Source organism: Gordonia sp. CPCC 205515, assembly GCF_048537925.1.
Classification (GTDB): Bacteria; Actinomycetota; Actinomycetes; order Mycobacteriales; family Mycobacteriaceae; genus Gordonia.
Map to the genome: position 1 here is coordinate 437,505 of NZ_JBCLVJ010000002.1, position 11,472 is coordinate 448,976.

The following is an 11,472-nucleotide window of genomic DNA, read 5'->3' on the forward strand; positions in this document are numbered from 1 at the left end:
GGTGTTCACCTCAGGCCACCGCGTAATCGTCGTGCATCGAGCCCCCTGAACAAGTTGTCCGCGCATGCCCAGTTACCGGCCAGCGTCGCGGCCCGCGCGTCCCGCCCGGAGAGTGCGGCGTCGCAGATCTCCCGAGTCGCGTGCGCATGTTTGTGCGCCCGATCCACAGCGTAAGCCGCCGCGGTGTCTTTGGACACCATGAACGGCCAATCCGAGGAGACGGTGAGCAGCGCCTCCCGCACAATCTGATCGGCAACGAGGCTGCGCACCGAGCCGGGTCCGACCAGTTTGTCGACGGTGTCGAGCGCGGTGTCGGTGACCTCGGCGTTGAGCTGCACCAGGTGCTGTACCTGCGGACCGTTCCACACCCGCCAGTCCTTGCCCGATCCCCACGACGACGCCGGCAGGTCGACCGGCTCGCCGACGAATCCGTCCCGCTTCGCCGACGCGAGCGTGCCCACCTGGACGCCGGCCTCGGGCAGTCGACGCAGCACGCGTTCCAGCCAGACCGGTCCCTCGTGCCACCAGTGGCCGAACAGTTCGGTGTCGAAGGCGGCCACCACCAGCGCCGGACGTCCCTGCCGCTCCGATTCGGCGATCAGTCGCCGCCGCACCTGTGCGACGAAGTCGTCGACGTGCCGGTCGATCACCGCATCGACACGTTCCGGCTCGTAGGGCTTCTTGTCCTCCGAGGCCACCGTGCGGCCGGTGACCCGCGCCGGTTTGAGACCGGTCGCGTGATCGTAGGTGTGGAAGTCGCGATAGGCGGCGTGGCCGGGATACCCGGACTTCGGCGACCACACGCGGTAGGAGACGACGAGGTCGCGACCGAACGCCACCACATCGGTGTCGCCGACCGGGCGGCCGAGCGCGGTATCCCCGTGCAGGGTGGGGCCGTCGACCATGAAGTGCCCGACCCCGGCGGCGGCGTACTCGGTTTCCATCCCGGGCGCGAAGGCGCACTCGGGTGCCCAGATGCCGGTCGGGTCGTAGCCCCAGCGCGCGTGCGCGTCGGCGAGCCCCTCCCGGAGTGAGAAGTCTCGCAGTCGCGGATTCAGCAGGGGTGCAAAGGGATGCGCGAGCGGACCGCCGAGGATCTCCACCACACCGGCGGCGGCCAGGGCTCGGATCTGCGGGCTTCCGCCATGGCGCCAATGGGTTTCGAAGCCGGCGAGGGCATCGGCCGCGGCGCGGTACTCACGCTGCCCGAGCGCCTGCCGATCCGGGTCGGCATCGACGGCTGCCTCGGTGGCGCGTAATTGCCAGTCCGCCAACCATTCATACATCGAGGCGCCACAGTGCGGGTCGTCGAGCTGGGCGGCGAGCACCGGGGTGATGCCGAGCGAGAACTGGTCGCGCAGACCGTCGTCGGCGAGACGGCGCAGCATCGCGAACACCGGCAGATACGACGCGGCCCACGATTGATAGAGCCATTCCTCGCCGACCGGCCAGCGCCCATGATTGGCGAGCCAGGGCAGGTGGGAGTGCAGGACCAGCGTGAACTGACCCGGCACGGCGGCAGATGATGACACGACTGCCGGGCCGATCAGGACCGCACGGCGACGGCGAGCAGATCCAGGCTCGCGTCGATGTCGACGCCTGGGTCGCGCGCGTCGAGGATGTGGAAATCGTCGCTGGTGATCGCCGCGACGTCGTCGGCGAGGTCGCTCGGCCACGGTTCGCCGGCCAGCGCCCGCTCGATCTGCGCGTCGATGAACGAGCCGCCCCACTTCGCATCGAGGTCGGCCAGGCGCGGTGCGTGATAGCTGCCGAGCATCGACGACACCGAGAAACCGCCGTCGACCAGCAGTTCGGTCAGCTCGGCCGCGTTGAGTTCACGCGTGTGGAAGGGGTTGAGGGGTGTGTCGCGCCCGGGGGAGAAGGTGACCCGATTCGGCGTCGACATCAGTAACACCCCGCCGGGCCGCAGTACCCGGTGGCATTCGGCGACGAACGCCGCCTGATCCCACAGATGCTCGATCACCTGGAAGTTCACCACCACGTCGACGGACGCATCGGGCAGCGGCAACTCGATCAGATTGCCCTGGTGGACGATCAGTCCGGGGTAGCGGCGACGGGTGTGCTCGACCGCCGATTCGTCGTAATCGACGCAGGTCACCGACGACGCGACCGTCGCGAGCATGGCCGCGCCGTAACCCTCGCCCGACCCGGCCTCCAACACGTCGCGGCCGGCGCAGCGGTCGAGAACGAACGCGTAGGCGACCTCGTGACGGCGGAACCAGTAATTCTCCTCGGGAATCCCCGGGACGGTCCGCTCGCCGGTCAGCGCGAGGGTCTCGTGTGCGTCGGTCATCCCAAAGAGCGTAGGGCATGCCCGGTCAGGGCCTCCTTTTGCTCACACTGAACCTATCGTTGACCCATCGCGCGGCCGGATGTTGCGATGGTGAGCAGGGCAGCCCGAACTCCGATGGGTACCCGACGAGATCTGCAATTCAATTGACACACAACATGTGTGGGCCTTGTCGTGCGCAAAGAGCGCCACTGGACCACATGCGGGAGGACAGCAGCGCGCCATGACCACCGAATCGGTATCCGACGAGATCAAGTTCGCCTACTGGGTGCCCAACGTCAGCGGCGGCCTGGTGACCAGCACCATCGAGCAGCGCACCGACTGGGGCTACGACTACAACATCAAGCTCGCGCAGACCGCGGAGAACAACGGCTTCGAGTACGCGCTCTCCCAGGTGCGCTACGAGGCCAGTTACGGCGCCGAATTCCAGCACGAGTCAACAAGTTTCAGTCTGGCGCTGCTGCTGGCGACGCAACGTCTGAAGGTCATCGCAGCCGTGCATCCCGGCCTGTGGCATCCGGCCGTGCTGGCCAAGCTCGGCGCCACCGCCGACCATCTGTCGCACGGCCGGTTCGCCATCAACGTGGTCAGCGGCTGGTTCAAGGACGAGTTCACCCACCTGGGCGAACCGTGGCTCGAGCACGACGAACGCTACCGGCGCAGCGCCGAGTTCCTCGAGGTCATCCGCAAGATCTGGACCGAGGACAACGTCGATTTCCGCGGCGACTTCTACCGCATCCATGACTTCACCCTCAAGCCCAAACCGCTCAACACCCCTGAGCGCCCCAACCCTGAGCTGTTCCAGGGCGGCAACTCGGCGGCCGCACGGCGCAACGGCGGACGGCACTCCGACTGGTACTTCTCCAACGGTAAGGACTTCGACGGCGTCACCGAACAGATCGTCGACGTGCAGGCTGCAGCCCGCGAGGTCGGTCGCGAGGTGCGGTTCGGGCTCAACGGCTTCATCATCGCGCGGGACACCGAGAAGGAAGCCCGCGACGTCCTGCGGGAGATCGTGGAGAAGGCCAACCGTCCCGCGGTCGAGGGATTCCGGAGCGCGGTGCAACAAGCCGGCAGCTCGACCGCCGACCGCAAGGGCATGTGGGCCGACTCGACGTTCGAGGACCTCGTGCAGTACAACGACGGTTTCCGGACCGGTCTGATCGGCACGCCGGAGCAGATCGCCGAGCGCATCGCGGCGTACCGCAAACGTGGCGTTGATCTCATTCTCGGCGGATTCCTGCATTTCCAGGAGGAGATCGAATACTTCGGCGAGCGTGTTCTGCCGCTGGTTCGGGAGATCGAGGCGAGCGAACGCTCGGCAAACCACGTGCTTGTGGGCGTATAAGGGCATCTGGCACCCGACGGCCCGTCGCGCCAGTGCGCGGCGGGCCGTCGTCGTGCCTCGCCCGCCACCTGCCCGTTGTGTGAGGTAGTCGATGTTTTGTGTCCTACAGCACCGCGCTAAAGTGGGAAAGACCCATAGCAACTTACTGGGCGGTAAGATGCTCTAACCAACGCAGGAGGTCGACGTAGACCCATGACAAATATTGTCGTTCTGATCAAGCAGGTCCCCGATACGTACTCCGAGCGCAAGCTCACCGACGGCGATTACACACTGGACCGTGAGGCCGCTGATGCGGTCATCGATGAGATCAACGAGCGGGCCGTGGAAGAGGCGCTGCAGATCAAGGAAGCCTCGGGCGGAGAGGTCACCATCCTGACCGCCGGACCCGCACGGGCCACCGAGGCCATCCGCAAGGCACTGTCGATGGGTGCGGACAAGGCCATCCACATCCAGGACGACAGCCTGCACGGCTCGGACGCGGTGCAGACCGCCTACGTCCTGGCCCGCGCACTGGGCACCGTCGAGGGTGTCGAGCTGGTCATCGCCGGCAACGAAGCCACCGACGGTCGTGTCGGTGCGATCCCCGCGATGATCGCCGAGTACCTGGAACTGCCGCACCTGACGCATCTGCGCAAACTCGAGGTCGACGGCGACACCCTCAAGGGCGAGCGCGAGACCGACGACGGTATCTACCACGTCGAAGCATCGCTGCCGGCCATCGTGAGCGTCAACGAGAAGATCAACGAGCCGCGTTTCCCGTCCTTCAAGGGCATCATGGCCGCCAAGAAGAAGGAAGTCGCGGTCGTCACCCTGGCCGAGATCGACGTCGAGGCCTCGGATGTGGGTCTGGAGAACGCCGGCTCGACGGTCCTCGCCTCGACCCCCAAGCCCCCGAAGACCGCCGGCGAGCGTGTCGCCGACGAGGGCGATGGTGGCACCAAGGTCGCCGAATACCTGGTGTCGCAGAAGATCATCTGATCTGTTCCGGACATCCCTCTGGCGATACCCACCACACTCGTGTAGGAGAAGAAACCAATCATGGCTGAAGTACTTGTGCTCGTTGAGCGGGACGCCGAAGGCGCCCTGAAGAAGGTCACCAGCGAACTCATCACCGCCGCCCGCGCGCTGGGCACCCCGGCCGCGGTCGTCGTCGGCAAGCCCGGCGGCGCCGACAGTATTATCGACGGTCTCAAAGAGGCCGGCGCCGAGAAGGTCTACGTCGCCGAATCCGACGACGCCGCGGGCTACCTGATCTCCCCGCAGGTCGATGTGCTCTCGGCGGTCGCCGAGCAGGCCTCCCCTGCGGGCATCATCGTCGCGGCCACCGCCGACGGCAAGGAGATCGCCGGCCGGCTGGCCGTGCGCCTGGGCTCGGGTGTGCTCGCCGACGTCATCGACGTCAAAGAAGGCGGTGTCGGGGTGCATTCGATCTTCGGTGGCGCGTTCACCGTCGAAGCGCAGGCCAAGGGCGACGTGCCGATCATCTCGGTCCGTCCCGGTGGCGTCGAGGCCGCACCGCAAGCTGGTGCCGGTGAGCGTGTCGACGTCGAGGTCCCCGACCAGGATGGCGGCGTGAAGATCACCAGCGTCGAGCCGAACGTCGGTGGCGACCGTCCCGAACTCACCGAGGCGTCGATCGTGGTCTCCGGTGGTCGTGGCGTGGGCAGTGCCGACAAGTTCACCGTCGTCGAAGAGCTCGCCGACTCGCTCGGTGCCGCCGTCGGTGCCTCGCGCGCCGCGGTCGACTCCGGTTACTACCCGGGCCAGTTTCAGGTCGGTCAGACCGGTAAGACCGTCTCCCCGCAGCTCTACGTCGCGCTCGGCATCTCCGGTGCCATCCAGCACCGTGCCGGCATGCAGACCTCGAAGACCATCGTCGCGGTCAACAAAGACGAAGAAGCACCGATCTTCGAAATCTCCGACTACGGCATCGTCGGCGACCTGTTCAACGTCGCACCACAACTGACCGAAGAGGTCAAGAAGCGCAAGGGCTGAGCGCCACAGCGCTGACAGCTTTACCTGGCCCCTCGGACCTCGTGTCCGAGGGGCCACGTGCGTGTCGGGGTCCGTTCACCTGAGCGCGACGGATTTCACGGTCGTGGTACCGACACGACACGTCGCCGTCGCCGTCAGGTTGTCCGACCTGGCTTTCATCAGGGCATGACAGTCACGATCGCGACACGCCCCCGGACGATCCTCGATACCGGCGCACTCACCGTCGAGATCTCCGACGACCCGGCCGACATCGACGCCGTCCAACGACTGCGCTACCGGGTGTTCGCCGCCGAGCCCGGATTCTCCGACGCCATCGGCGACGCCGCCACCGGCCTCGACGCCGACCGCTTCGACGAGTTCTGTGATCACCTGATCGTGCGGCACCACGAGGACGGCGTCATCGGCTGCGCCCGACTGCTGCGGTCGGCGCGGGCGGTCGATGCCGGCGGCTGGTACACCGCCACCGAGTTCGACATCGGTGGACTTCGCGAAATCTTGTCGGCCACAGTTGAAATGGGCCGCGTCTGCGTCGCCGCTGGCCACCGTCAGGGCTCGACCACCGCGCTCATGTGGGCCGCGCTCCTGCAGTACCTCGACGACGGCGATCACCAATACCTGATGGGATGTGTTTCGGTCCCGTTGAGCGGCATCGGCGCTCGCGGCTCGGGACTACGTGGTGTGCGAGACACGTTGCGTGACAAGCATAGTGCGCCGTGGCCTGTCTATCCGCATCACCGACCGCAGGTGGATGGACAGTTGCTCGACGACATCGAACCGCCTGGCGCCGTGAATCTTCCGCCGCTGCTGCGTGCGTACCTGCGGCTGGGTGCGCGGGTGTGCGGCGAGCCGGCAATCGACGAGATCTTCGATGTCGGCGACTTCGTCACGATCATCGACCACGCCTCCGGCAACACCCGGTATCTCGATCGATTACGTTCCGCGGCAACCCGACTCGCGCCTGCGAGCACGGTATGACCGCGCTGCTGGCCACCCCGGAACTCCTCTCCGACGACGACGTACTCGTCACGCCCCGCCCGGTACCGCTACGGCACGCGTGGTACCCGACGAGTCCGTGTGGCGAGCATTGTCGCGCAACCGATCCCGATGCTGCGGTTGGTCGCCTGATGGTGGCGCTGCGCCTGATCCGACTCGCGGTCACGGTGTTGATGCTCGTCGTGGTGGGCGCGATGGTCTCGATGACGCCGCGCATCGTGCGCCGCCGGTACCTGCGGATGGCCTCGCGTGGTCTATTGTCCGCGATCGGGGTGCGGATTGACGTCGACGACCGGCGCCCGTATGCCTCCAGCACACGCGGACTCGTGGTGGCGAACCACATCTCGTACCTGGACATCCTCGCGCTCGCCGTGGTCAGTCCCGCGCACTTCGTCGCCAAGTCCGACGTCGCGCACATGTCGGTGATCTCCGGTCTCGCGCGGCGGTTCGGCGTCATTACCATCGAGCGCGATTCGCTCCGCACTCTGCCGACTGTCGTCGCCGACGCCGTCGCGCGGCTGCACCGTGACAGCTCGGTTGCGGTTTTCCCGGAGGGCACCACCTGGTGCGGCGCCGAACAGGGACGCTTCCGACCCGCGTTCTTCCAGGCCGCCATCGACGCCGGAGTTCCGGTGATCCCGGTGCGCCTCGGCTTCCACACGCCCGCGGGTACGTCGACGGCAGCGAGTTTCATCGGCGACGACACTCCCGCCGACACCCTGCGCCGAGTCCTGCGCACCCGCGGCCTCACGATGCACGTCCGCGTCCACGAACTTCAGTTGCCCACGGCGGATCGCCGGGTCCTCGCGGCCCGGTGTGAGCGGTTGCTGGCGCCCTCTTACCCCTTCGCTTCCTGAGGTGTGAAGACCCCCGGATCCCTGTGGTGTGAAGACCCCCCGATCCCTGAGGTGTGAGGAGCGTTAGCGACGAGCCACGAAGGGCCTGGTGAGAGGCCGTCCATGGCCCTTCGAGACGGCCCTCCGCTAGCGCTCCGGACCTCCTCAGGGAGCGGGAGGGGACGGTCCTCCGCTAGCGCTCCGGACCTCCTCAGGGAGCGAGAACGGTTACAGGTCGAGCGGATTGACCGCCCATCCTGACGCAATCAAACGCGGCACCCGTCGTCGTTCTTCCGGTTTGTCCGGTGGTCCGGTACTGGGTGCGGATTCGACTGTGCGCGAGTCCTTCTCCTTATCCGGTGGTCGGTGCCGTTCCCGCAATCGGCGTGCCAACTCCGCCCCGACGATCCCGCTCCGGTTGACCTGCGGCTTCCCGCGGCGTCCGTCACGCCCATTACGCACCCACGCGGGTCGACCGGCATCGGGGCCGTCCTTGATCATGTGGGTCGACCACTGACCCGGATTATCCCCGACCATCCGATTGTGTTTCCCGCACGCCCCGGCCAAGTCGATGACATCGGTGAACCCGCCCTGCGCCCAATCCTTTTCCGCATGATGAGCTTCGAGATGAGTGAACGGCTGCGTGCAGTTCGGGCAGGTACACACCGCGCCGTCCCGGGCGAACAGCATGAACCGTTGTGCCTGGTTGGCAAACCTGTGGGCCTGACCCAAATACAACGGCTCGGCACTGTGATCTTTGAAGACTGCGAGGTGTTGTTGTGCGTCGGCGGCCAACTCGATCACCTGCGAGATCGGCAGCAGCGCACCGCTGGCGGTGGTGGCCACCCCGGCCTGTTCCCGTAGCGCGGTGTCGGTGATGGAGATGATCAGATGCGGCGGCAGGCCTCGATGACTTTTCCCGAGGACTCCGCCGTTGACGACAGCATCCAGCAGTGCGTGCAGCGCATCGTGATTGCGTTGGGCGGGGGTGCGGTAGTCCCGCTCGGCCGCCTTCTTCAGAACCTCCATGTCGACGTCGTCGCTGCTGCCCTGCGGCGAGTCGGGATCGTTCGGCATGTTCATTCCGGGAGCTGCCCAGGCCGCGAACACCACATCCAACAGCGCTCGGGTGACCGAGTCGAGGCGTCCTTCCAGACTGCTCATCAAATCGGCATCCTGCTTGGACAACTCGAGGCTGCGCCGTCGGGCCCGGTCCTTGTCATCGGCGAGTGTGCCGTCGGGGTCGAGGTGTGCCAACAGTTCGGCACCCAGGACGATGAGTTCTTTGGGTTCGTGATCGCGGGCGTAGCCGGCCATCACCTGTTCGGCCTTGTCCCGCAACTCGGGCTCGACACCGGCCGGGATCTTGTCGAGAATCTTGATCACCGTCAACGCATGGTCGGGGCCGATCGCCCCCTCGGCGAATGCGGCCGCCAGGTTCGGCAGCTTCGGGTCCAGGACGTCCCCGGTCAGCGAGTACATCGACAACAACGCTGCCATCAACTTGCGGCGTCGACCCGGATCGGTGATCCGCAGGTGCAGCACCATGAAGTCGGTGAGTCGACTGAACCCCTCGCGTTCCGTCACCCCGCGGTCCGAGCAATCCATCACCCGCCGCAACCCGAGGTAGGCCATCCGCCGCGCGGACCGTTCATGGGATTCGGCAACCGCCAGCACCTCGTCGCGCGAGGCGGACGTCGTTGACGACGCCGCGATCCGATCCAGCACGTCGTCGAGTTCGCGGTAGAGCCCGACGATCTCCGCGCCGGTGTCGCCACTCTCATTGCTGCTGGTCATCGAGCCTCACCCCCCAGGTTCTCGAACTGATGTTCGATAGTCTACGCCGCTCGGCTACCTGTGGCAAGGGCCGCCCGCGGCAGGCCAGTTGCGAAAATCTGGTCACATATCTCATATATGTATGCTCTCCGCATGACAATCTCGCTGACGCGCACCGAAGCCCAGCAGCGCTTTACCGAACTCCGCGCTGCCGACGGCCTCGTCGACGACGCCGACCTCGACGCCATCTGGGCAGGCCTGACCACCCTGAAACCAGCGGAACTGTTCGGTGCCTGGAAGGGTGGCGAGTTCGTCACCGGCCACGCCGCCAACGGGTTGCTCGAGAAGTCCGGCTGGTACGGCAAGACCTTCACCTCGCGCACCGACGTGCAGCCGCTGATCTGCCGCGACGCCGAGGGCACCCTGTTCTCCAACACGAAGCTCGGCAAGGGCGAGGCCAGCCTGTGGTCGATCGAGTTCCGCGGCGAGGTGACCGCGTCGATGGTGTACGACGGGCAGCCCGTCATCGATCACTTCAAGCGGGTCGACGAGAACACTGTCATGGGCATCATGAACGGCACAGGGGGAGTCGTCGACGGCCAGCATCTCTACTTCTATCTCGAGCGCGTGTGACAGGCACGCGCACCAAGGATTGACCAAGGCCGATCCAAGCGGCCCGGGCGACGGTGTCCTTCGTCGAATCCACTCGAACGAAGGACACCGCCATGACCCGATCTCAGAAGATCACGCTCGCCGTACTGTGTACCGCCACGGCCATGCTCATGCTCGACATCGCCGTCGTCAACACCGCACTCCCGTCGATGGCGCGGGAGTTCGACGCCGACCTGAACTCCCTCAAATGGGTGATCGATGGCTACACCCTGGCGTTGGCGACGGTGGTGCTCACCGCAGGCGCCTGGGCTGATCGCGTTGGGCGTCGTCGCGTATTCATCATCGGTGCAATCGGTTTCACTGTGGCATCGGCGATCTGCTCGCTGTCGGACGGCATGTTGATGCTCAACATCGCCCGCGTCGTCCAGGGCTTGGCGGCGGCGCTGCTGTTCGCCACCGCCCTCGCGTTGCTGGCCCACGCCTTTCCCGGTCGCGCACAACGCACCACCGCGCTGGCCGCCTTCGGCGCGACCATCGGGGCGTCGTTCGCGGTGGGACCACTCCTGGGTGGGGTGCTCACCCAGACGATCGACTGGCGCGCGATCTTCGTCATCAACGTGCCGCTGGGTGCGCTGATGCTGTGCGGCGTCGCCTGGATCGACGAATCGCGCAGCAGCGCACCGCGTCGCGGTGACGTCCTCGGTCAGTTGACCGTGATGGTCGCACTCGGCGCGCTGACCTATGGACTGTTCGAGGCCCACTCCCAGGGCTGGTCGGACGCCACGACCCTGGCTGCGCTCACCGTGGCCGCCGTCGCGGCAGCTCTGTTCTTGGTCGTCGAATCGATTGTGCCGCAGCCGATGCTACCGTTGTCGATGTTCGCCAACGCGGGCTTTGCGGGGGCGCAGGTCGCCACCTTCGCCATCTCGGCATCGATGTTCTCGGTCTTCGTGTACGTGACCATCTACCTGCAGGGCGTCGCGGGCATGTCGCCGATCGAGGCGGGACTGGTCTACCTCCCGGGAACGCTGCTGATGCTGGTGGCCGCGGGCGTCGTCGACCGCATCCTGGTCCGTGTTCGGCCGTGGCCGCTGCTGGCCGGCGGGCTGCTCGCGGTCGCCGCAGGACTGGCCTGGATGACGGTCGTCGACACCAACGGCAACGGCTGGGAACTCACCGGCGGCTTCGCCCTCGCCTGCATCGGTGCCGGCATCTTCAACCCGGTGATGAGCGGCGTGGTGCTCGCCGAAAGCCACCACGACGACGCCGGCCTCGCCTCCGGCATCAACGACGCCTTCCGGCAGTCGGGCATCGCGCTCGGAGTCGCGATGCTCGGCGCACTCTTTCCCGCCGACTCGGTCCTCACCGGCGGTTCACCCGACGGTTTCGTCGACGGCCTGCGGGTCGCGCTCTGGGTGAGCGGTGCGATCGCGTTGGGCGGAGCGATATTGGTGGTCGCGACGATGCGCCGCGCCCGGGCGACGGTCGACGACGACACCGAACTCGAGGCGCCGCTCGCCGCCGATGTCCGCGGTTAGTGTGGGGGAGCGGTCAACTGGCCATACACTTTCACCACGAGCGTCCACACCGACCGAGGGTTA

Annotated in this window: 10 protein-coding genes; 7 read left to right on the forward strand and 3 right to left on the reverse strand. The window is 66.5% G+C overall.

The window, feature by feature from the left end; all coding sequences use genetic code 11:
- Positions 1 to 5: 5 nt before the first annotated feature.
- Both AAFP30_RS02340 and AAFP30_RS02345 read right to left on the reverse strand, forming a co-directional pair.
- On the reverse strand, positions 6 to 1,514 hold the full coding sequence (locus tag AAFP30_RS02340; protein WP_419228214.1) for a 1,4-alpha-glucan branching protein domain-containing protein: 1,509 nt from the start codon (positions 1,512 to 1,514) through the stop codon (positions 6 to 8).
- A 32-nt stretch (positions 1,515 to 1,546) separates the two neighbouring features.
- A complete protein-coding gene (locus tag AAFP30_RS02345; RefSeq protein WP_419228215.1) occupies positions 1,547 to 2,314 on the reverse strand; it encodes a class I SAM-dependent methyltransferase in 768 nt (255 codons plus the stop codon).
- A gap of 220 nt (positions 2,315 to 2,534) precedes the next feature.
- Here AAFP30_RS02345 and sfnG point away from each other — a divergent pair, with 220 nt between their 5' ends.
- The 5 genes from sfnG (at position 2,535) to AAFP30_RS02370 (ending at position 7,504) form a co-directional block, all read left to right on the forward strand.
- A complete protein-coding gene (gene sfnG, locus AAFP30_RS02350) occupies positions 2,535 to 3,659 on the forward strand; it encodes a dimethylsulfone monooxygenase SfnG (protein ID WP_419228216.1) in 1,125 nt (374 codons plus the stop codon).
- A 192-nt stretch (positions 3,660 to 3,851) separates the two neighbouring features.
- On the forward strand, positions 3,852 to 4,637 hold the full coding sequence (locus AAFP30_RS02355) for an electron transfer flavoprotein subunit beta/FixA family protein (protein ID WP_419228217.1): 786 nt from the start codon (positions 3,852 to 3,854) through the stop codon (positions 4,635 to 4,637).
- A gap of 60 nt (positions 4,638 to 4,697) precedes the next feature.
- Complete coding sequence (locus AAFP30_RS02360; RefSeq protein WP_419228218.1) at positions 4,698 to 5,654, forward strand: electron transfer flavoprotein subunit alpha/FixB family protein; 957 nt, start codon at positions 4,698 to 4,700, stop codon at positions 5,652 to 5,654.
- A gap of 165 nt (positions 5,655 to 5,819) precedes the next feature.
- Positions 5,820 to 6,629, forward strand: coding sequence for a GNAT family N-acetyltransferase (locus AAFP30_RS02365; RefSeq protein WP_419228219.1), 810 nt, complete (start codon positions 5,820 to 5,822; stop codon positions 6,627 to 6,629).
- Positions 6,626 to 7,504: a lysophospholipid acyltransferase family protein gene (locus tag AAFP30_RS02370; RefSeq protein WP_419228220.1), complete on the forward strand. Its 879-nt coding sequence runs from the start codon at positions 6,626 to 6,628 to the stop codon at positions 7,502 to 7,504. Before AAFP30_RS02365 ends, AAFP30_RS02370 begins: the two co-directional genes overlap by 4 nt.
- 207 nt (positions 7,505 to 7,711) lie before the next feature.
- Here the strand turns inward: AAFP30_RS02370 and AAFP30_RS02375 are convergent, their stop codons facing one another.
- Complete coding sequence (locus AAFP30_RS02375) at positions 7,712 to 9,280, reverse strand: DUF222 domain-containing protein (RefSeq protein ID WP_419228221.1); 1,569 nt, start codon at positions 9,278 to 9,280, stop codon at positions 7,712 to 7,714.
- 132 nt (positions 9,281 to 9,412) lie between these two features.
- Here AAFP30_RS02375 and AAFP30_RS02380 point away from each other — a divergent pair, with 132 nt between their 5' ends.
- Together AAFP30_RS02380 and AAFP30_RS02385 are read left to right on the forward strand one after the other, a co-directional pair.
- Positions 9,413 to 9,892 (forward strand): DUF4334 domain-containing protein, encoded by a 480-nt coding sequence (locus AAFP30_RS02380; RefSeq protein WP_419228222.1) that lies wholly within the window; start codon positions 9,413 to 9,415, stop codon positions 9,890 to 9,892.
- A gap of 92 nt (positions 9,893 to 9,984) precedes the next feature.
- Positions 9,985 to 11,409, forward strand: a complete 1,425-nt coding sequence (locus AAFP30_RS02385; RefSeq protein WP_419228223.1) for an MFS transporter — start codon at positions 9,985 to 9,987, stop codon at positions 11,407 to 11,409.
- Positions 11,410 to 11,472: the final 63 nt, after the last annotated feature.

What these genes read in the sequence shown, in the direction of transcription:
- AAFP30_RS02360 (WP_419228218.1), top strand. Translation starts at nt 4,698, where the DNA reads ATGGCTGAAGTACTTGTGCTCGTTGAGCGGGACGCCGAAGGCGCCCTG.
- AAFP30_RS02385 (WP_419228223.1), top strand. Translation starts at nt 9,985, where the DNA reads ATGACCCGATCTCAGAAGATCACGCTCGCCGTACTGTGTACCGCCACG.
- sfnG (WP_419228216.1), top strand. Translation starts at nt 2,535, where the DNA reads ATGACCACCGAATCGGTATCCGACGAGATCAAGTTCGCCTACTGGGTG.
- AAFP30_RS02380 (WP_419228222.1), top strand. Translation starts at nt 9,413, where the DNA reads ATGACAATCTCGCTGACGCGCACCGAAGCCCAGCAGCGCTTTACCGAA.
- AAFP30_RS02375 (WP_419228221.1), bottom strand. Translation starts at nt 9,280, where the DNA reads ATGACCAGCAGCAATGAGAGTGGCGACACCGGCGCGGAGATCGTCGGG.
- AAFP30_RS02365 (WP_419228219.1), top strand. Translation starts at nt 5,820, where the DNA reads ATGACAGTCACGATCGCGACACGCCCCCGGACGATCCTCGATACCGGC.
- AAFP30_RS02345 (WP_419228215.1), bottom strand. Translation starts at nt 2,314, where the DNA reads ATGACCGACGCACACGAGACCCTCGCGCTGACCGGCGAGCGGACCGTC.
- AAFP30_RS02355 (WP_419228217.1), top strand. Translation starts at nt 3,852, where the DNA reads ATGACAAATATTGTCGTTCTGATCAAGCAGGTCCCCGATACGTACTCC.
- AAFP30_RS02370 (WP_419228220.1), top strand. Translation starts at nt 6,626, where the DNA reads ATGACCGCGCTGCTGGCCACCCCGGAACTCCTCTCCGACGACGACGTA.